This window comes from Stenotrophomonas sp. FW305-3-2-15-E-LB1, from assembly GCF_058787375.1.
Genome location: NZ_JBYSZR010000023.1, coordinates 23,429 through 42,638, shown reverse-complemented (window position 1 = coordinate 42,638; position 19,210 = coordinate 23,429). Strand labels below are relative to the sequence as shown.

At 66.4% G+C, this 19,210-nt stretch carries 21 protein-coding genes and 2 tRNA genes; 14 read left to right on the top strand and 9 right to left on the bottom strand.

Annotated features, from left to right (window positions below):
* Nucleotides 1-75 precede the first annotated feature (75 nt).
* Together trpE and AC3WL7_RS15530 are read left to right on the top strand one after the other, a co-directional pair.
* Nucleotides 76-1,551 carry an anthranilate synthase component I gene (trpE, locus tag AC3WL7_RS15535; RefSeq protein WP_283220330.1) on the top strand — a complete coding sequence of 492 codons (1,476 nt, stop codon included), beginning with the start codon at nucleotides 76-78 and terminating at the stop codon, nucleotides 1,549-1,551.
* A 266-nt stretch (nucleotides 1,552-1,817) separates the two neighbouring features.
* Nucleotides 1,818-2,066 carry a hypothetical protein gene (locus AC3WL7_RS15530; RefSeq protein WP_492751420.1) on the top strand — a complete coding sequence of 83 codons (249 nt, stop codon included), beginning with the start codon at nucleotides 1,818-1,820 and terminating at the stop codon, nucleotides 2,064-2,066.
* A gap of 23 nt (nucleotides 2,067-2,089) precedes the next feature.
* On the opposite strand, the gene AC3WL7_RS15525 is transcribed toward AC3WL7_RS15530, so the two are convergent.
* Nucleotides 2,090-2,596: a hypothetical protein gene (locus AC3WL7_RS15525; RefSeq protein WP_492751418.1), complete on the bottom strand. Its 507-nt coding sequence runs from the start codon at nucleotides 2,594-2,596 to the stop codon at nucleotides 2,090-2,092.
* 823 nt (nucleotides 2,597-3,419) lie between these two features.
* Between AC3WL7_RS15525 and AC3WL7_RS15520 the strand changes: the two genes are divergently transcribed.
* The 5 genes from AC3WL7_RS15520 to AC3WL7_RS15500 all read left to right on the top strand — a co-directional run bounded on the left by AC3WL7_RS15520 (nucleotide 3,420) and on the right by AC3WL7_RS15500 (nucleotide 7,419).
* Entirely contained in the window at nucleotides 3,420-4,199 is a 780-nt protein-coding gene (locus tag AC3WL7_RS15520; protein WP_313141254.1) for an SIMPL domain-containing protein, read from the top strand.
* Nucleotides 4,200-4,201: 2 nt separating this feature from the next.
* On the top strand, nucleotides 4,202-4,789 hold the full coding sequence (locus AC3WL7_RS15515) for an anthranilate synthase component II (protein ID WP_046983686.1): 588 nt from the start codon (nucleotides 4,202-4,204) through the stop codon (nucleotides 4,787-4,789).
* Between the two features lie 16 nt (nucleotides 4,790-4,805).
* A complete protein-coding gene (trpD, locus tag AC3WL7_RS15510; RefSeq protein WP_079223892.1) occupies nucleotides 4,806-5,837 on the top strand; it encodes an anthranilate phosphoribosyltransferase in 1,032 nt (343 codons plus the stop codon).
* 74 nt (nucleotides 5,838-5,911) lie between these two features.
* The gene (gene trpC / locus AC3WL7_RS15505; RefSeq protein ID WP_108747535.1) at nucleotides 5,912-6,706 is read left to right on the top strand and encodes an indole-3-glycerol phosphate synthase TrpC; all 795 of its coding nucleotides are present in this window, start codon (nucleotides 5,912-5,914) and stop codon (nucleotides 6,704-6,706) included.
* Nucleotides 6,703-7,419: a haloacid dehalogenase-like hydrolase gene (locus AC3WL7_RS15500; RefSeq protein ID WP_079223887.1), complete on the top strand. Its 717-nt coding sequence runs from the start codon at nucleotides 6,703-6,705 to the stop codon at nucleotides 7,417-7,419. Before trpC ends, AC3WL7_RS15500 begins: the two co-directional genes overlap by 4 nt.
* 76 nt (nucleotides 7,420-7,495) lie before the next feature.
* Here AC3WL7_RS15500 and AC3WL7_RS15495 read toward each other — a convergent pair whose 3' ends face one another.
* Both AC3WL7_RS15495 and crp read right to left on the bottom strand, forming a co-directional pair.
* Nucleotides 7,496-8,257, bottom strand: a complete 762-nt coding sequence (locus AC3WL7_RS15495) for a sulfite exporter TauE/SafE family protein (protein WP_079223885.1) — start codon at nucleotides 8,255-8,257, stop codon at nucleotides 7,496-7,498.
* 139 nt (nucleotides 8,258-8,396) lie between these two features.
* Entirely contained in the window at nucleotides 8,397-9,086 is a 690-nt protein-coding gene (gene crp / locus AC3WL7_RS15490) for a cAMP-activated global transcriptional regulator CRP (RefSeq protein WP_079225401.1), read from the bottom strand.
* A 149-nt stretch (nucleotides 9,087-9,235) separates the two neighbouring features.
* On the opposite strand from crp, the gene speD reads away from it, so the two are divergent.
* Nucleotides 9,236-10,030, top strand: a complete 795-nt coding sequence (gene speD / locus AC3WL7_RS15485; protein ID WP_006473908.1) for an adenosylmethionine decarboxylase — start codon at nucleotides 9,236-9,238, stop codon at nucleotides 10,028-10,030.
* A gap of 168 nt (nucleotides 10,031-10,198) precedes the next feature.
* On the top strand, nucleotides 10,199-10,519 hold the full coding sequence (locus AC3WL7_RS15480) for a DMT family transporter (protein WP_079223883.1): 321 nt from the start codon (nucleotides 10,199-10,201) through the stop codon (nucleotides 10,517-10,519).
* A 77-nt stretch (nucleotides 10,520-10,596) separates the two neighbouring features.
* Here the strand turns inward: AC3WL7_RS15480 and coq7 are convergent, their stop codons facing one another.
* Complete coding sequence (coq7, locus tag AC3WL7_RS15475; protein WP_283220325.1) at nucleotides 10,597-11,241, bottom strand: 2-polyprenyl-3-methyl-6-methoxy-1,4-benzoquinone monooxygenase; 645 nt, start codon at nucleotides 11,239-11,241, stop codon at nucleotides 10,597-10,599.
* Nucleotides 11,242-11,437: 196 nt separating this feature from the next.
* Here coq7 and rplM point away from each other — a divergent pair, with 196 nt between their 5' ends.
* Both rplM and rpsI read left to right on the top strand, forming a co-directional pair.
* Nucleotides 11,438-11,866, top strand: coding sequence for a 50S ribosomal protein L13 (rplM, locus tag AC3WL7_RS15470; protein WP_079223878.1), 429 nt, complete (start codon nucleotides 11,438-11,440; stop codon nucleotides 11,864-11,866).
* A 2-nt stretch (nucleotides 11,867-11,868) separates the two neighbouring features.
* Complete coding sequence (gene rpsI / locus AC3WL7_RS15465) at nucleotides 11,869-12,261, top strand: 30S ribosomal protein S9 (RefSeq protein WP_079223875.1); 393 nt, start codon at nucleotides 11,869-11,871, stop codon at nucleotides 12,259-12,261.
* Nucleotides 12,262-12,554: 293 nt separating this feature from the next.
* On the opposite strand, the gene AC3WL7_RS15460 is transcribed toward rpsI, so the two are convergent.
* Both AC3WL7_RS15460 and AC3WL7_RS15455 read right to left on the bottom strand, forming a co-directional pair.
* Nucleotides 12,555-12,628, bottom strand: a tRNA-Gln gene (locus AC3WL7_RS15460).
* A 58-nt stretch (nucleotides 12,629-12,686) separates the two neighbouring features.
* Nucleotides 12,687-12,763, bottom strand: a tRNA-Met gene (locus tag AC3WL7_RS15455).
* Between the two features lie 121 nt (nucleotides 12,764-12,884).
* On the opposite strand from AC3WL7_RS15455, the gene AC3WL7_RS15450 reads away from it, so the two are divergent.
* Together AC3WL7_RS15450 and AC3WL7_RS15445 are read left to right on the top strand one after the other, a co-directional pair.
* Entirely contained in the window at nucleotides 12,885-13,505 is a 621-nt protein-coding gene (locus tag AC3WL7_RS15450) for an RNA pyrophosphohydrolase (RefSeq protein ID WP_200732464.1), read from the top strand.
* Nucleotides 13,506-13,613: 108 nt separating this feature from the next.
* Nucleotides 13,614-13,820 (top strand): (2Fe-2S)-binding protein, encoded by a 207-nt coding sequence (locus tag AC3WL7_RS15445; protein ID WP_079223871.1) that lies wholly within the window; start codon nucleotides 13,614-13,616, stop codon nucleotides 13,818-13,820.
* 7 nt (nucleotides 13,821-13,827) lie between these two features.
* Here the strand turns inward: AC3WL7_RS15445 and AC3WL7_RS15440 are convergent, their stop codons facing one another.
* A complete protein-coding gene (locus AC3WL7_RS15440; protein WP_492751398.1) occupies nucleotides 13,828-14,442 on the bottom strand; it encodes a hypothetical protein in 615 nt (204 codons plus the stop codon).
* Between the two features lie 139 nt (nucleotides 14,443-14,581).
* Here AC3WL7_RS15440 and bfr point away from each other — a divergent pair, with 139 nt between their 5' ends.
* Nucleotides 14,582-15,052 (top strand): bacterioferritin, encoded by a 471-nt coding sequence (bfr, locus tag AC3WL7_RS15435; protein WP_079223868.1) that lies wholly within the window; start codon nucleotides 14,582-14,584, stop codon nucleotides 15,050-15,052.
* 61 nt (nucleotides 15,053-15,113) lie between these two features.
* On the opposite strand, the gene AC3WL7_RS15430 is transcribed toward bfr, so the two are convergent.
* Together AC3WL7_RS15430 and AC3WL7_RS15425 are read right to left on the bottom strand one after the other, a co-directional pair.
* On the bottom strand, nucleotides 15,114-17,327 hold the full coding sequence (locus AC3WL7_RS15430) for an ATP-binding protein (protein ID WP_492751395.1): 2,214 nt from the start codon (nucleotides 17,325-17,327) through the stop codon (nucleotides 15,114-15,116).
* The gene (locus AC3WL7_RS15425; RefSeq protein WP_492751393.1) at nucleotides 17,328-19,199 is read right to left on the bottom strand and encodes an EAL domain-containing protein; all 1,872 of its coding nucleotides are present in this window, start codon (nucleotides 19,197-19,199) and stop codon (nucleotides 17,328-17,330) included.
* Between the last annotated feature and the right edge of the window lie 11 nt (nucleotides 19,200-19,210).

Sequence of the window (19,210 nt, the reverse complement as noted above, 5' to 3'; positions counted from 1 at the left end):
CACGCCGTTGGTGGCGATGGTGGCCCGTTGCCGTCGTCCGCCCCCATAACGCTGTGTCCCGGAAGGAAAGTCGTCTTGAATTCGCTCGCTCAGTTTCAGCAGCAGGCCGCTGAAGGCCACACCCACATTCCCGTCGTCCGTGAAGTGCTGTCCGACCTGGACACGCCGCTTTCGGTCTACCTGAAGCTCGCCGACGGCCCCAATACCTACCTGTTTGAATCCGTCGAAGGCGGCGAGCGCTTTGGTCGTTACTCGATCATCGGCCTGCCGGCACGTCGCGTGTACGCCTTCCACGGCCACACCCTGACCGTGCGCGAGGATGGCCAGGTGGTGGACACCCGCGAGGTCGCCGATCCCTTCGCCGAGGTTGAGGCGCTGCGCAGCGCCCACTCGGTGCCCAAGCTGGACGGCCTGCCGGGCTTCACCGGCGGCCTGGTCGGCTGGTTCGGCTTCGAATGCATCGGCTACATCGAACCGCGCCTGGCGCCGCCGGCCGGCCGCGATGAGCTGGGCACGCCGGACATCCTGCTGCTGGACTCCAACGAGCTGGCGGTGTTCGACAACCTCAAGGGCCGCCTGTACCTGATCGTGCATGCCGACCCGCGTGTCGAGGGTGCCTTCGAGCAGGCCCAGGCCCGCCTGGATGCATTGACCGCCAAGCTGCGTGCGCCGGGTGCGGGCTATCCCGCCCCGCTCAACAGTGATGTGCTGGACGAATCCGATTTCGTTTCCGGTTTCACCCGCGAAGGCTTCGTCGATGCGGTCCAGCGCAGCAAGGAATACATCCGCGCCGGCGACATCTTCCAGGTGGTGCTCAGCCAGCGCCTGAGCGTGCCGTTCAAGGCGCGCCCGGTGGATGTGTACCGCGCGCTGCGTGCACTGAATCCCTCGCCATACATGTACTTCCTCGACGTGGGCGACCTGCAGGTGGTCGGTTCCTCGCCGGAAATCCTGGTGCGTCTGCAGGACGGCGAAGTGACCGTGCGCCCGATTGCCGGCACCCGCCCGCGCGGTGCCACGCCCGAGCTGGACCAGGCGCTGGAAGCCGAGCTGCTGGCCGACCCGAAGGAACGTGCCGAGCACCTGATGCTGATCGACCTCGGCCGCAACGATGCGGGCCGCGTGTCCAAGGCCGGCACCGTGGAAGTGGGCGAGCAGTTCGTGATCGAACGCTACAGCCACGTCATGCACATCGTCAGCGAAGTGACCGGGCAGCTGCAGCCGGGCCTGAGCTATGCGGACGTGCTGCGCGCCACCTTCCCGGCCGGTACGGTCAGCGGCGCGCCGAAGATCCGCGCGCTGGAAGTGATCCGCGAGCTGGAACCGATCAAGCGCAACGTGTACGCCGGCAGCATCGGCTACATCGGCTGGCATGGCGATGCCGATACCGCGATCGCGATCCGCACCGCGGTGATCAAGGACGGCCGCCTGTACGTGCAGGCCGGCGCTGGCATCGTCTACGACTCGGACCCGGACAAGGAATGGGACGAGACGATGAACAAGGGCCGCGCGCTGTTCCGTGCCGTCGCCCAGGCCGCCAAGGGGTTGTAGTTGCTGGGCGCCCTGTTGAGGGCCGGGCCTGTGAATGCCTTGCTTCCGACGATTCGAAGTGCTGTTGTTCCAATCGAACGGAACTCTTTTGACCCGTCCAAAGGTGCGGCGAGCTTTACCATGGCAGTCACATCTGCATCCTCACCTCCCCACGCATCCAGATAGGATGCATCGATGGAACCGGATACGGACACCGACTGGCCTGGTGCTACTGCGGTCACGTTGGACAGAAGGGCGCCATCGAGCATGTGCGAGGGAAGCGTCAGTTGGCGCTGCGTCCGGTTGTCATGAAGAACAATGTAAGGGCCACCGTAGCGAATGAATTCCAATGGCAGATTGATGGGCGTGTCCTTGACGTTCCTGACGCTGATATCGAAGGCGATTCTGTCGCCATCAAAGATGCAGGGAGTCTGCCCCTTGCAGGTGGCAGTGATTTCAAAGTCAGGATCGCTGTCCGTGGAGCGGCTCTCCGCGTTTATAACGCTGCTCAATCCCATGGCCATGAAAAGCGCTAGCCGACGCATGTCACAGGCACGAATCAAGGGTTCTCTCTTACATCCTTGCCGATGATGCGAAGCGTCGTTTCACCAATCAGGCGGAACGTGAAGGTTCCGTCCAGTGGTGCGGAGATCCTTATCTGCGCTGTGACGTCCGCGGACGAGCCGCCCCATTCCTCAAGCCGTGAGGCATTGATGGATCCAGGCACCGAAACAGACTGTCCTGCCTCTAACAGAGTGAAATCATTCAACAGCTTCTCGTCCCGCATGCCAGACGGCACGGACTCCGAGTAATTGCGCCTGTTGTCGTGCAGGGTGATGTACGGGCCGCCGCGTCGAATGAACTCCAGTGGGAACTTGATCGTGGTGTTGCTGACATTCTTTACCGTGACAATGAAATCAACATCGTCACGGTCAAAGATGCATCGAGAGCTTCCGGCGCATGCCGCACTTACCTCGAAGTCGGGATTCGAACTCATGGGTTGGGTCTCGGCGCTTGCGCTGCTGCTCAAGAGGATGGCGGCATGGATGATCAAGTGATGGCGCATGTTACTGCCCTCCCTATCACGAGGCTCAGCGAAGTCTGTGCTTCCAGAGCGATCGGCCAGGCGTGCCTTGATTCTGTGGTGGTGGAACCTGAAGTCGACATGATGGTGGCCGTTGGATCAGATTCTGGTTTTGCCGCCCCTCGATATCGGTGAACGGTGAGCCGGTGAGAACGCTGCCGCCACTACTGAGTCTGTCGCCCACGACGATGAATAATCGCGCCATCCTGGCGCTCCTGTGCTGCTGGAGAGTGCGAGGGACGATGAGCGGGAGGGAACGCCGCCTCAATCGCACTGGCACGCAACTGCAAGGGCGGTCACATAGGGCCAGGTAAAAGTCTGAAAAACCAGGACGGAGCCCTTTCCGCACCAAGGCAATTGCGACATGCACGAGGTGACCCCGGTTCTGCTCCCTGATCAGGCAGATAAATCTCCCCGCCCCGGGGCGTTCGGGATCTGATACGCTTGGCCCATACACCGCAACGGCGCTTCCAGGCCGCTGCCTCCGGTAATCGCCCCCCAGAGTTGTCCGATGACCCGCACCCTGCTGAACAACGTAGCCAAGTGGTGGCGCTTCCAATAGGAAGCGGCAGGTCGTCGCGGTCCCGGACCGCACCTTGCCGCCGTATCGGCGGGCAAGATCCAATAGAACGCTCCCCGGCACGGCGGCTCCCCCAACAGGAGCTGGTTGATTGCTGCACAAAGCGTACCCCCGACATACTGATGCGACGCGGCGGCCACCTGGAGTGGGCGCCTTGCCTGGCCGTGTGTATTGCCGGCAGCAACGCGTCTCCCGCCCTCCCCACTTCCCGACAAGGAGTACCGCATGAAGCTGCTGAGCGCATTGCTGTGGTCGTCGCTGCTGGCCACGATGGCCCCCTCTGCATGGGCGCAGGCCAACACCATCCCCTCGCAGCCGCACCTGCTGGTGAAGGGGCAGGGTACCCGCACGGTGATGCCCGACCGGTTCGGCCTGCAGTTGAACATCGAAGAAACCGACATGGACGCCGACGCCGCGCGCCGCCGCGTGCAGGACAACGTCGCCCGCGCGCTGGCGCTGTTCAAGCAGAACAATGCGGTGGAAGGCAGCGTGCGCGCGGACAACCTGCGCATTGGCCCGGCGACGCGCTATGAGCAGAGCCGGCAGGTCTTCGTCGGCACCCGCGTGTCGCGCCAGCTGCGTGCCAGCTTCGCCAGCGTGAAGGCGATGCAGGACGTGCTGGGGGCGCTGAAAGCCAACGAGAACGTGCAGGTCAGCAGCGTCGCCCCCTCCTATTCGGGCGAAGTGGCACTGCGACGCGAACTCAAGGGTGAGGCGGCGGCACAGACGCGCCAGTCCGCGCAGGGCCTGGCCAAGGCCTACGGCACCCAGCTGCGCGGGCTGTACAGCATTTCCGATGTGGCGCCGGACTTCGCCTACGGCATCCAGGCGGGTCGATGGCCGGCGTCGGACGAAGGGGATGAGGTCGATGTTCCCGAGCCGCGCGCGAACGACATCACCGTGACCGGCAGTGCCGCGCCCAGGGCGCCGGAATCCCTCGAGGCCGGCCCCATCACCTACACCGAAAACGTGTACGCCATTTTCCTGATAAGCGACGGAACCTGACCATGTTGTGGATGATCGACAACTACGACAGCTTCACCTACAACCTCGTGCAGTACCTGCAGACGCTGGGCGCTGAGGTGAAAGTGGTGCGCAACGATGCGATGAGCGTGGACGAGATCGCCGCGCAGAAACCCGAGCGCATCGTCATCTCGCCCGGCCCGTGCACGCCCAACGAAGCGGGCGTGTCGCTGGCACTGATCGAGCGCCTGGGCCCGACCACGCCCATCCTCGGCGTGTGCCTGGGCCACCAGGGCATCGGCCAGGTCTACGGCGGTACGGTCATCCGCGCCGGCAACATCATGCATGGCAAGACCTCGCCCATCCGCCATGAAGGCAAGGGCGTGTTCGCCGGCCTGCCGGACCGTTACCAGGCCACCCGCTACCACTCGCTGGTGGTGGACAAGCACAGCCTGCCCGACGCGCTGGAAGTGACCGCCTGGACCGAGAACGAGGACGGCTCGATCGAAGAGATCATGGGCCTGCGCCATCGCCAGTTCCCGGTGGAAGGCGTGCAGTTCCACCCCGAATCCATCCTCACCGAACACGGCCACGCCCTGCTGCGCAATTTCCTGCAGCGCCCGGCGGCCTGATCCAAGGAGCATTCCCATGAGCTTCTCCCCCCAGGAAGCCCTGCAACGCACCATCGAGCACCGCGAAATCTTCTTCGACGAAATGGTCGACCTGATGCGGCAGATCATGCGCGGCGACGTCTCGCCGATGATGACCGCCGCCATCCTCACCGGCCTGCGGGTGAAGAAGGAAACCATCGACGAGATCGCCGCGGCAGCCACGGTCATGCGCGAATTCGCGCTGGCGGTGCCGGTGGCCGATACCAGCCACCTGGTCGACATCGTCGGCACCGGTGGCGATGGCTCGCACACCTTCAACATCTCCACCTGCGCGATGTTCGTCGCCGCCGCCGCCGGTGCGCGCGTGGCCAAGCACGGCAACCGCAGCGTGTCGTCCAAGTCCGGCAGCGCCGATGCGGTGGAAGCGCTGGGTGCGGCCATCGAACTGCAGCCGGCCCAGGTGGCCGCCGCGATCGAACAGACCGGCATCGGCTTCATGTTCGCGCCGATCCACCACCCGTCGATGAAGGTCGTCGCGCCGGTCCGCCGCGAGATGGGCGTGCGCACCATCTTCAACATCCTCGGCCCGCTGACCAACCCGGCCAGCGCACCGTCGGTGCTGATGGGCGTGTTCCACCCCGATCTGGTGGGCATCCAGGCGCGCGTGCTGCGCGAGCTGGGCACCGAGCGCGCCATGGTGGTCTGGGGCCGCGACAACATGGACGAGATCTCGCTGGGCGCCGGCACCCTGGTGGGCGAGCTGCGCGACGGCAAGGTGCGCGAGTACGAGATCCACCCGGAAGACTTCGGCATCGCCATGTCGGCCAGCCGCAACCTGCGCGTGGACAGCCCGGAGCAGTCCATCCAGATGCTGCGCGCGGTGCTGGACAACACCCCGGGGCCGGCGCTGGACATCGTGGCCCTCAATGCCGGCGCTGCCCTGTACGTGGCCGGCGTGGCCAGCGACATCGGAGACGGCCTGGCCCGCGCCCGTGCCGCCATCGCCAACGGCAGCGCCCGCCAGCGCCTGCAGCAGTACGTTGACACCACCCGCGCGCTGGTTGCCTGAGCGCGCGGTTCAGCCTGACCCACCCGATGGCCGATAATGGCCGTCCTCACCGCCCCCGCATTGAACCGACGACGATGAGCGACATCCTGCAGACGATCCTGGCCCGCAAGGCCGAAGAAGTGGCCCAGCGCCGCGCCCAGCGCCCGCTCGAGGCGTTGCAGGCCGCCCTGGCCAGCGCCCCGCCGGTCCGTGGCTTCGTGCGCGCCCTGCAGGCGGCCGTGGCCAACGGCGACCCGGCGGTCATTGCCGAGGTGAAGAAGGCCAGCCCGTCCAAGGGCGTCATCCGCCCGGACTTCCGCCCGGCCGACATCGCCGTCAGCTACGAATTCGGCGGTGCCAGCTGCCTGTCGGTGCTCACCGACGTGGACTTCTTCCAGGGCGCCGACGCCTACCTGCAGCAGGCCCGAGAGGCCTGCACGCTGCCGGTGCTGCGCAAGGACTTCGTGATCGACGCCTACCAGGTGTACGAGGCGCGCGTGCTGGGCGCCGACTGCATCCTGCTGATCGTCGCCGCGCTGGACGACACCCAGCTGGCCACCCTGTCCGAACTGGCGCTGTCGCTGGGCATGGACGTGCTGGTGGAAGTGCACGACATCGACGAGCTGGAGCGCGCGCTGCAGGTGCCGGCGCCGATGATCGGCATCAACAACCGCAACCTGCGCACCTTCGAAGTCTCGCTGCAGACCACCCTGGACATGCAGAAAGCGGTGCCGCGTGACCGCCTGCTGGTGACCGAAAGCGGCATCCTCGGCCCGCAGGACGTGGCCCTTATGCGCGACGCCGGCATTCACGCTTTCCTGGTCGGCGAGGCCTTCATGCGCGTGGAAGAGCCGGGCGAGGGCCTGCGTCAGCTATTCTTCGCGGCATGACAACGCACTATCCAACGCCGCGCGAGGATGCGCCGCTGGTGGTCTTCGACTTCGACCACACCCTCTACGACGGCGATTCGGGCACCCACCTGTTCGCCTCGCTGATCAAGCGCAACCCGCTGCGCATGCTGGCCGCGCTGCTGGTCACGCCGATCGCCGGGCCGATGGTGGCGATGCTGCCGACCCGCCGTGCCGGCATTTCGGTCTATGTGTGGATCGGCAGCTTCGGCCTGCACCGCGCGCGTGACTTCAACAAGGTCATCGACGCCTACGTGCTGCGCAACGAGGCGCAGATGCGCGCCAAGCTGCTGCCGCAGGCGCTGGAGGTGTTCGCCGCGCACCGGGCCAAGGGCGACCGCGTGGTGGTTGCCACCGGCGCGCCGCCGGAGCTGGCCCGCGCCATCCTGGCCTTCGTGGCCCACCAGGACGTGCCGGTGATCGGTACCGAGGTCGGCCCGCGGCTGGGCGGTGTTGGCCCGACCCGGCACTGCCACAACGAAGAAAAGATGCGCATGCTGCGCGAGCGCGGCTATGGGCAGATCGACATTGCCTATTCCGACAGCACCGCCGACCTGCCGCTGCTGCTGGCGGCCAAGGCCCCGGTGGTGGTGAACCCGAAGCCGGGCAAGGTGGACTTCTTCCGCCGCGTGCTGCCGGCCGGTACCCGCATCCTCAACTGGGGCTGCGTGGACCGCGGTGGCGAGAAGGCCTGAACCCATCGCACGGTGACGGATCTGCCGGCCAGCGGCCGGCACTACCCGGTAGTGCCGGCCGCTGGCCGGCAAACGCTCAGCGCCCCAGGTACCCGGTCAGCGCATGGCCGATCTGGAACAGGCTGATGGCCAGCACCAGCACGCCCACGGCGATCAGCACCCAGCGTTCCTTCAGCCGCTTCACCAGCAGCGCCGCCACCGGCGCGGCCATCATGCCGCCGATCAGCAGGCCGGCCACGATCTGCAGGTGATGCAGCCCCATCGACATCAGGAAAGTGGCTGAAACCGTCAGGGTCACCACGAACTCGGACGCATTCACCGTGCCGATGGTGGTGCGCGCCTGGCCGCCGCGGGCGAGCAGGGTGGAGGTGGCCACCGGGCCCCAGCCACCGCCGCCGCTGGCATCGAGGAAGCCGGCCACGAAGCCCAGCACGGGCACGCGCTTGACCTCGCCCTTGGGCATCAGCCGGCCAGCGGCACGGGCCAGGATGATGATGGCCAGCACCAGCAGGTAGAGGTAGATCAGCGGGCGGATCACGTCGCCGGGCAACTGGGTCAGGCCGTAGGCGCCCACCGCGCCGCCTATCGCGCCGGGAATGGCGAGACGGAAAAACAGGCGTTTATCGACATTGCCGGCGACCAGATGCGACACACCGGAGGCGCCGGTGGTGAACACTTCGGCGGTGTGGATGGCCGCACTGGCCTGTGCCGGCGGGATGCCCATGGCCAGCATCACCGACGAGGACACCAGGCCGAAGGCCATACCCAATGCGCCATCGACCAGCTGTGCGCCCAGGCCGATGAGGATGAACCACCAGAATTCGCTGCTCAGTTCCATGCACCGAGCCTAGCGGATGCGCGTGTGCGGGGCGTGCGATGGCATGTCGCACGTCCGCCGATCCGCCGGGCATGGCCCGGCGCTACGGTGATGCGTGCCTCGTGGTAGCGCCGGGCCATGCCCGGCGGACACGGCTTTCTCAACGGGTGCCGTACAGCACCACGGTCTTGCCGCGGGCATGCAGCAGGCCGTCGGTCTGCAGCTTCTTCAGTACGCGGCCGGCCATTTCACGCGAGCAGCCGACCAGGCGCGCCAGTTCCTGGCGCGAGACGCGCAGCTGGCTGCCCTGCGGGTGGCTCATCGATTCCGGCTCCTGGGCCAGATCGTGCAGGGTGCGCACGATGCGGTCGGTCACGTCCAGGAACGCCAGGCGGCTGGCCTTGCGGCTGGTATCGAGCAGGCGCTTGGAGATCTGCTGGCCGAGCGCGTACAGCAGGCGCGGGGCATCGGCCGAGAGCGGGCCCAGGAACAGCTGGTGCAGGCGCTCGTAGCTGATCTCGGCCAGTTCACAGGCGGTGCGCGTGCGCAGGATCACCTCTCGGCGGTCCGACTCCACGAACAGGCCCATCTCACCGACGAACTCGCCTGCGCCGAAATAGCCCAGCACCAGCTCGCGGTCGTCATCTTCCTCGGCCATGATCGAAACCGAGCCGCTGATGACGTAATACAGGGTCCCCGCCGGGTCTCCAGGGCGGAAGACGTCGGTCCGGGTGGGGTATCGCCGCCGATGGCTGTGAGCCAGGAAACGGTCGATTGTGGCGATGTCCAAGGCCAATGGGCTGCTAGCTAGGCGCACGGTTGACACGATAGGGGCGCTCCCTCTGCGCATGAACGGATTCACAGGTTCGATGGCGGAGCTTAACCAGCGCACCTGTTAAGGGCAAATAGTGTGCCAGAGTCGTGAGCTCTTCACGTTCCCCCCGGGGGCACTTTGCCCCATAATTCACCCTTTCCCTTCTTACACAGGAATCGACCGCCGTGGTCAAGCCGTTGCCTCGCCTGAGGTTGCAGGGTTTCAACAACCTCACCAAGGCGCTGAGCTTCAACATCTATGACGTGTGTTACGCGCGCACCGAAGAGGAGCGTCAGCGTTACATTGAATACATCGATGAAGAGTACAACGCCGACAGGCTGACTCAAATCTTGACCGATGTCGCCGAGATCATCGGCGCGAACATCCTGAACGTGGCCCGCCAGGACTACGATCCGCAGGGTGCCTCGGTGACGATCCTGATCTCCGAAGAGCCGGTGATCGACAAGAAGCAGGCTGGCAAGGAGCTGATCTCCGATGCCGTGGTCGCGCACATGGACAAGAGCCACATCACTGTCCACACCTACCCGGAGACCCATCCGCAGGAAGGTATCGCGACGTTCCGTGCCGACATCGACGTGGCCACCTGTGGCGTCATTTCGCCGCTGAAGGCCCTGAACTACCTGATCGAGAGCCTGGAATCGGACATCGTGATCATGGACTACCGTGTCCGTGGCTTCACCCGTGATGTGAAGGGCAAGAAGCACTACATCGATCACAAGATCAACTCGATCCAGAACTTCCTGGCCAAGAACATCAAGTCGCGTTACGAGATGTTCGACGTCAACGTCTACCAGGAAAACATCTTCCACACGAAGATGCACCTGAAGGACTTCGACCTGGACCAGTACCTGTTCGAGGAAAAGGCCAAGAACCTGTCGTTCAAGGAACGCATGAAGATCGAAGCGCTGCTCAAGCGCGAGATCGAAGAGCTGTTCCACGGCCGGAACCTGTCCGAGTAAGACCCGTGCGCGATGCCCTCCGGCATCGCCACCCAGGCGGGACGACCCGCCCCGTGGAACGCGCTTTTCGCGCAGTTTGCAGTTCCACGGTGATGTACCGACCCACGGCCCGGTGTGAAAACACCGGGCCGTTTTGTTTTTCTTCAACAAGGTGAGGAGCCCCCACCCATGCCCTGGATCTACCTGCTGCTGGCCGGCCTGTTCGAAATCGGCTTCGCGCTCGGGATGAAGTACTCCGAAGGCTTCAGCAAGCCGCTGCCGACCGCTGCCACCGTAGTGTCGGCCCTGATCAGCCTGTACCTGATGAGCCAGGCAATGAAGGCCATCCCGGTCGGCACGGCCTATGCCATCTGGACCGGCATCGGCGCCATGGGCGTGGCGGTGCTGGGCATTTTCCTGTTCAACGACAGTGCGTCGCCGGCGCGCCTGGCCTGCGTGGGCCTGATCGTGGCCGGCGTGATCGGCCTGAAGCTGGTGTCGCCCAATTAAGGCGACCCGACGGCCCGACCAACGGTCGGGCCCCACCGCACCTTTGGTAGGCCCTCACCGTTGATGGGGGCGGCCGTTCAAATGCGGTAGGCGATGTGCTTCATCACCTTCGACGCCAGGGCCATCGCGCCCGGGATCGGGAACGGCAGGCGGCGGGCGCCGGCCTGCTCGGCGTGCTCGGCATGGCGGGCCTCGTCTTCCTTCATCACCCGGATGACCGCGCGGCTGCGCAGGTCGCCGGCCGGCAGGTCGACCAGGTGCTCGTCCAGGTGGGCTTCCACCTGGCGCTCGGTCTCGACCACGAAGCCGAGGTTCCAGCCGTCGCCGCGCAGCCCGGCCAGGGTGCCGATGGTGTAGCTGCCGGCGTACCACAGCGGGTTGAACAGGCTGGGGCGGCTGTCCAGCTCGGCCAGCCGGGTGGCGCACCAGGCCAGGTGGTCGGTTTCTTCCTGCGCCGCTTCCAGCAGGTGCTCGCGGGTGGAGGGGTCACGGGCGACCGCGGCCTGGCCGAAATACAGGCCCTGCGCGCAGACCTCGCCGACGTGGTTGATCCGCATCAGGCCAGCGGCATGGCGGCGCTGCGCTGTGTCCATGCCCGGCTCGCCGGTTTCGGCCGCCGGGTAGGGGCGCGATGCCGGCGGGTTGCCGAACACCGTGTCCAGGGCGCGCTGCGCCTCGGTCAGCAGATGGTCCAGCGGGGTGGTCTGGCGGAGCACGGTCATGGCGGCATGGGTGGGGCGGGGGACCCCCGATTCTCGCCCGGCCCCGGTCCCCTGCCAACCCGGTACAGGGGGCGGCTTGCGCCGGGGCGCCGGGGTGAGTACAATCCCGCCTCTTACGCTTCACCTTTTCACAACGCGTGGCAGAGTTCCGGCGAGCCTTTCGCCGCAATGAGCCCGACCTAACCTAGAGTTCTTCATGAGCACTTTCACTGCCAAGAACGAGACCGTCCAGCGCGACTGGTACCTCGTCGACGCCGAGGGCAAGACCCTGGGCCGTCTCTGCACCGAGCTGGCCCGCCGTCTGCGTGGCAAGCACAAGCCGGTCTACACCCCCCACGTTGATACCGGCGACTACCTGGTCGTCATCAATGCAGAAAAGATTGCCGTCACCGGCAAGAAGCTGCAGGACAAGATGTATCACCGTTTCACCGGTTACATCGGCAACCTGAAGACCGAATCCCTGGCCCAGGCGCTGGAGCGTCACCCGGAGCGCGTCATCGAGACTGCCGTCAAGGGCATGCTGCCGAAGGGCCCGCTGGGTCGCCAGATGTACCGCAAGCTCAAGGTCTACGCCGGCACTGAGCATCCGCACGCCGCACAGCAGCCGCAGGTTCTGGATATCTAATCATGGCTATCACTCAAAACTACGGCACTGGCCGCCGCAAGTCCTCCACCGCTCGCGTGTTCCTGCGCAAGGGTACGGGCAACATCACCGTCAATGGCCGTCCGCTGGACGAGTTCTTCGGTCGTGAGACCGCGCGCATGATCGTGCGCCAGCCGCTCGAGCTGACCAAGAACACCGAAAGCTTCGACATCCTGGTCACCGCCGCTGGCGGCGGCACCACCGGCCAGGCCGGTGCGATCCGTCTGGGCATCGCCCGTGCTCTGGTCGAGTACGACGAAACCCTGAAGTCCGAGCTGCGCAAGGCTGGCTTCGTGACCCGTGACGCCCGTGAAGTCGAGCGTAAGAAGGTCGGTCTGCACAAGGCCCGCCGCGCCACCCAGTTCTCCAAGCGCTGATTTACCGCGCCTGGTTGGGCTCCTTCGGGAGCCCGCTGGTTGGAAAAGCAAAAGCCCGGCTTCGGCCGGGCTTTTGTCGTTCTGGGGTCGTGGATTTCCTGATTGCCGGCCAGCGGCCGGCACTACCCGTCTTTTTGCATGTCCGACCCTGGGGTTCTCTCTGGAGAGGAGCCCCCTTGATGTTCAAGGGGGGGGGGGGGGCGCGCCGACAGGCGCGGGGATCAGGTGGAATGCGTGACCAAATTAAAAAGAAAAAGGCCTGATCGAAAGATCAGGCCTTTTTCTTTTTAATTTGGCTGCCCCTGATGGATTCGAACCACCGATGCCTGAGTCAGAGTCAGGTGCCTTACCGCTTGGCTAAGGGGCAATGTAACGAAAAACTATTTTGTCACTTTTCACGCTGAAAAACAACTTGATTTTCAGTGTGGTGGCTATGGGTGGACTCGAACCACCGACCCCAGCATTATGAGTGCTGTGCTCTAACCGGCTGAGCTACATAGCCTCGGTGAGCCAGCTATTCTGCTCATGTGTATCGGGCCTGTCAACACTTTTGTGCCGAGCTTGTGGGCCGACAGGCGGCATGGGATAGTCCCGACCAGTAGATTTTCTTAGGAGTCCGCATCGTGATCGATCCGGACGGCTATCGACCGAACGTCGGCATCGTGCTGATGCGGCAGGACGGGCAGGTGTTCTGGGCACGACGCGTGCGCCGGGATGGCTGGCAGTTCCCGCAGGGTGGCATGAACACCGACGAGACCCCGGTCGAGGCCATGTATCGTGAACTGCAGGAAGAGACCGGCCTGCTGCCCGAGCACGTAGAAGTGCTGGGGGCGACACCGGGCTGGCTGCGCTACAAGCTGCCAGCCCGGGCCATCCGCCGTAACGAGCGGCAGGTCTGCATCGGCCAGAAGCAGGTCTGGTTCCTGCTGCGCCTCACCGGCGATGAATCGCATGTGCGGCTGGACCATACCGACTCGCCCGAGTTCGACAACTGGCGCTGGGTCGATTTCTGGTACCCGGTCGAGCATGTGGTGATGTTCAAGCGGGGGGTCTATGCGCGTGCCTTGCGCCACCTGGCGCCGTTGGCGCGCGGGGTGGCCGGGCAGGGGGTGACCGCAATGCCCAAGACCGCGGCCGAGGCCTGGATGCCGGGCAATACCGCAGGCCACGACCGCCCCCGCAAGCGCCCGCGCAGCAAGGGTTATTGGCCACGCAAGGCGCAGGGCGACGCGCCCGCCAGCTGAGTGGATGAACGGTAGCGAGAATGGTTCAGGTCTCTGATTGACAACCATTCTCGTTTCCATTGGAATGGGCACCAGGCCGCTTCTGGCCTGTCAGCCCGGTTCCCGCCTGTGTACGTCTGCATCTGCAACGGAGTCACCGACCACCAGATCCGCGAGGCCGCCAGCCATGGCGTCACCACGGTGGGCGAGCTGACCATGCGTACCGGTTGTGGCGCGACCTGCGGTTCCTGCCTGGACATGGCCGGCGATCTGCTGGCCAAGGCGCTGGCCACCCACGACCTGCCGCTGCCCGTGCTGGGCCTGCAGGCTGCCTGAGCCCGGTTCAGGCGTGCTGGACGATCGTCCAGCAGCTCCCATCCCCACGCTGGAACACATAGACGAACGCGTCATCGTGCGCGTGATCGCCCAATGGCAATTGGCCGATGAACCGCAGGGGACGCCCCTGCTCGATCGGCCACGCCGCTTCCTGCAGCCAGCGCGGTGGTCGCTTGACCGAGAGGAAATGCGCGCGGATGTGGGCCTGCAACGCGGCCCGCAGGACGTCTGGCGCGTCTTCGCCGTGTCCGGCCAGCCAGTGCGCGAGATAGCCTTCATCCAGTGACAGCCAGCGCGGCTGTGCAGACCGCAGGGCGCGGTCGCGTGCGTCGGCCGCCTTCCTTGCGGCCTGGTCGACCTCCACTTCCCGTTCCCCGCCAGGCAGCACCTGCGCCAGTACGCTGCGCAGGTTGAGCAGGTCATCGGCGCGGGCCAGGTCCAGCGAGCAGGCCCAGCTGTAGAGATCCGGCAGCGGCAGCCAGGCCGGCAGCGGTCGTGCCGCTTCCAGGGCCGCCGCCAGCGCCGCATCGCGGTACAGCACCGCCTCGAAGGCGGCGGCGTCCATGCGCAGGGCGACGAAGGCACGCACCGGCTGCCAGGGGTCGTTGGAATCGTCGCTCATGTCCATCGCGCAGGGGAGGGGCCGCCCAGCATGCCAGCTTCGGTGGCGGGGCGAACCCGCCAATGAGCACGATTCGCGTTCCTTCACGGCGGCGGCGAACCGGGTACAGTGCCCGCGTTCTCAGCGCTAGGAGCCAGCCATGAAAGGCGACGCCAAGGTCATCGAATTCCTCAACAAGGTCCTCTTCAACGAGCTGACCGCGATCAACCAGTACTTCCTGCACGCCAAGATGTTCAAGAACTGGGGCATCAAGGAACTGGCGGAGTACGAGTACAAGGAATCGATCCACGCGATGAAGCGCGCCGACGCGCTGTCCGACCGCATCCTGTTCCTTGAAGGCCTGCCGAACTTCCAGGCGCTGGGCAAGCTGCGCATCGGCGAGAACCCGCCGGAAATGCTGCAGTGTGACCTGTCGCTGGAACAGGACGGCGTGGTGGTGCTGCGCAACGCCGTGGCTTACGCCGATTCGGTGGGCGACTACGTGAGCCGTTCGTTGTTCACCAGCATCCTCGATGCCGAGGAAGAGCACATCGACTGGCTGGAAACCCAGCTGGACCTGGTCGAGCGCATCGGCGAGCCGAAGTACCTGCTGAGCAAGCTGGAAGACTGATTCAACATGTGGCGTCGAGCATGGCTCGACTCTACAAAACGGTAGTCGAGCAAGCTCGACGCTACCGTTCCTGGGCCAGGTAGCCGGTCAGCGCCACGCGTGCGCGGGCGAACTCGGCCACCAGCAGCGCCACTGCCACGGCGGGGCGCTGCAGGCTGCCGGCGCGGGCTTCGTGCTCGATGCGCCGGGCGACGGCCGACAGTGACAGTGCGCCGACATTGGCGCTGGATGACTTGAGACTGTGCGACAGCGCCTGCAGGCGCTCGATGTCGTTGCCCTGCGCGGCCTGCTGCAGGGCCTGCACCATCGCAGGGGCATCTTCGAGGAACACGGCCACGATCTGCAGTGCGGCCGCTCCGATCACCGCCTGCAGTTCCTCGAGCACGCTGCGGTCGAGCACCGGCTGCGGCGGCATGTCTGCTTCGGGCGGCGGAGGTAGAGTCGAGCTTGCTCGACTGTTCTGGGTATGGCGGCAGTCGAGCAAGCTCGACTCTACGGTTTCGGGAGCATCGCAACGGTCGACAGCCACAGGCGCTTCGCCCCAGCGCTGCAGCAGCGCATGCAGGGTTTCGCGGTTGATCGGCTTGGACAGGTAATCATCCATGCCGGCCTGCAGGCAGCGTTCGCGGTCGCCGGCCATGGCGTTGGCGGTCATGGCGATGATCGGCAGCCGCGCGCGGCCTTGTGCCGCTTCCTCGCTCCGCCATTGGCCGGTGGCGGCATAGCCATCCAGTACCGGCATCTGGCAATCCATCAGCACCACGTCGATACCGCCCTGGCGCAGCGCCACGAGGGCCTGCTCGCCGTCGGCGGCGTTGCGCACCTCGCACTGGAACACCCGCAGTAGCTGTTCGGCCACCATGCGGTTGACCGCGTTGTCCTCCACCAGCAGCACGCGCAGGCCCAGGGGCGGCAGCATCGCCGGTGCCTGGCCATACTCGGCCGTGGCCAGCAGGGCCGCCGGCCGTACGCTGGCGGTGGGCGTGGCCAGCAGGGCGTGCAGGGTGGCGTCGCTGAAGCCGCCCGGCAACTGCTGCTGGCGGGCCTGCGTGGGCGCGGGCTCGTCCTGCAGCCACAGCACCTGCAGCGTGTCCTCCGTGCCGCGCTCGGCCAGCGTGCGCAGCAGCGTCGCTTCGCCGCCGCGGCGCTGGCGGGCGTCCACCAGCAGCCACGCCGGCGGCGGCTGGCCGGGGCGTGGCGCCGCACGCAGGCGCTCCAGCAGGAGATCGCGTTCGGCCAGCACCTGCACGGGCAGCCCGTGGTGGGCGGCAATGCGTTCCACGCGCGCCTGCAGGGCCACATCGGCACTGTGCAGCAGCAGCGGCGAGGGCGCGCGCGCCAGTGCCGGCAGGTCGCCGGGGATCTTCAGCAGCGGAATCTCGAACCAGAACGTGGCGCCTTGGCCAGGCGTGGACTGCACGCCGATCTGGCCGTGCATGAGGTCGATGATGCGCTTGCAGATGGCCAGGCCCAGGCCGGTGCCGCCATACAGGCGGGTGGTCGACGCATCGGCCTGGCTGAAGGACTGGAACAGCCGTGACTGCAGCGTGGCGTCGATGCCGATGCCGGTGTCGGCCACTTCGAAACGCAGCTGGTGCTGGGCCGGGCCTTCGCCCAGGCGCTGCACGCGCAGCTGGACCTGGCCGCGTGCGGTGAACTTGATGGCGTTGGCCAGCAGGTTGGTCAGCACCTGGCGCAGGCGCACCGGATCGCCACGCACCGGCAGGCGCACGGCAGGGTCCAGCTGCAGGCCGAGCACCAGGCCCTTCGATTCGGCGGCGCGCTGCAGCAGCTGCACCACGCCATCAAGCAGTTCGCGCAGGTTGAAGCTGGTGATCTCCAGCTCCAGCGCCTGCGCTTCCAGGCGCGAGTAGTCGAGGATGTCATCGACGATGCGCAGCAGCTGCTGCGAGCTGACCGATGCGGTGGCCAGCATCTGCCGCTGGTCGTCGCCCAGCGGCCCGCGTGCGATCAGCTCCAGCATCGGCAGGATGCCGTTGAGCGGCGTGCGGATCTCGTGGCTCATGGTGGCCAGGAATTCGCCCTTGGCCAGCGCGGCCGCTTCGGCGGCCTGCTTGGCCTGCAGCAGCTGTTGTTCCAGCTGGCCCTGGCGCTCGGTGGTGCGGCGCAGCTGGTCGCGCTCGCTGGCCAGCACCGTGCGTTCGCGCTGCAGTGCCGCCAGCGCCTGGCCGCGTTGGCGCAGGCGCAGGCCAAGGGCCACTGCCACGCCGGTGGCCAGCACCAGTGCCGCCAGCAGCGTGACCGTCAGCGGCACTCAGAGCACCGCGTTGTGGAAGTCGAAGTTCAGGTCGCTGCCCGCCGACTGCACCATGTTGCCCTGGATGTAGTCCACGCCACCGACCCACATCGCCGCGGCTGCCTGCGGATCCTCGATCTGCTGGCCGATGATCTGCAGGCCAGCGGCATGAGCGCGATCGATCGCCCGGCGCAGTTCCTCGCGGGTGCCCGGGTTGGAATGGCTGCTGGAGAAGCGCGCGGCCATGCGCACGAACGACAGCGGCAGCTGGGTGAGCAGGGCATCGGCTTCGCTGCCGGGCTCGAACTGGCTCAGGCAGAAGCGCACGCCGGCACTGGCCATGCGCTGGCAGAACTGCTGCAGCGGCACGGTATGGATGAGCGCGTCGGGCAGGCGCACGTCGATCACCAGCGCGCTGCCGGGCAGGTCGCGCTGCTGCAGCGATTCCAGCAGCCAATCGGTGAAGGCATCGCGCTGCAGCGTGCGCAGCGACTGCGAGACGAACAGGTTCAGCGGCTGCGTCGCGTGGCGGTACAGGTCGAGCAGGCCCATCGCATGCTCCAGCACCTGCTGGTCCAGATCGGCGATGCGGCCGGCCGCTTCGGCCGCCGGAATGACCTGGCCGGCGGTGAGCACGGTGCCATCGGCCTGGCGCAGGCGCAGCAGCAGCTGGTACTGCGCGGTATCACCACCGGCCACGGCCACGATCGGCTGGTAGGCCAGTTCCAGCTGGCCTTCCAGCAGGGCCAGGTGTTCCTGCTCGGTCATCGCCTGGCGATGCACGTGGCCGGCCACGCCGGCGGTGAGCAGGCGCGCCTGCAGGGTGGTGCGTTCGATGGCTTCCAGCGCGCTGTTGGCATCGTCGAAGCCCGGCGACAGCGGCGCATAGCCGACCACGCCACGCAGGTGTACCGATTCATCGTCGCGGATGACGAAGGCGCGTGCGGACAGCTGTTCGCGCAGCGCCGCGGCGATGCCTTCCAGGCTTTCCTCGTCGGCACCGCGGGCCAGCAGCAGGAAGCTGTTGTCGTTCAGGCGTGCCAGCAGGTGCGGGTGGCCGGCCTCGGCCAGGCGCTGGCCAGCCTGCACCATCAGCCGCTCGAAGGCGGCGTAGCCATAGCGCTCGCGCAGGCCCAGCGCGCTGGAGATTTCCACGAAGAACACGCCGCCACGGTCGCGCTGTTCCAGCGCGGCGTTGAGCTGCTGCAGCACATGGTGGCGGGTGGGCAGGCCGGTTTCCGGGTTGCTGGTGGCCGGCGCACCGTTGGCGCCGGGCAGGGTGGCGGCCTGCGCGCGGGCGCGGCGGATGCGGTTGGCCACGGCCGCGATCAGGTGGCGCGGGCGGATCGGCTTGCTCAGGTAATCGTCGGCGCCGCTGTCGAGCACTTCGAACTGGCGCTCCGGGTCCGGGTCGCCACTGAGGAAGACGATCGGCAGCAGCTGCATGCCCGGCTGCTGGCGGATCATCGCGGTCAGCCGCATGCCATCCAGGCCCGGCAGGTGCAGGTCCATCAGGATCAGGTCGGGGCGCTGTTCGCGGATCGCCTGCTGTACGCCATCGGCATCGGACAGCACCACTGCCTGCATGCCGGCACCGTGCAGCACGCTCTGTGCGAACAGGGCCTGGGCGCGGTCGTCTTCGACGATCAGCACGCGGTACGGCGAGTCGGACGGCACCGGGGCATCACTGCTGTTGTCTGCATCCATCGGCGCGGGCGGCAGCGGCGGCGGCGTCGCCAGCCCGTCGGTCGCATCTGCCGGTGCGGAGGGGACCACGGCAAGACTGGGCGCGGCGGCGGCCGGGGCACTGGCCCAGCGCTGCCAATGATCGGCCGGAGGGGTTTCAGCGCGTCCGGGGCGTGCGCCCGCGGGGGATTCATTTGCGGACATCAAAGCTCCTG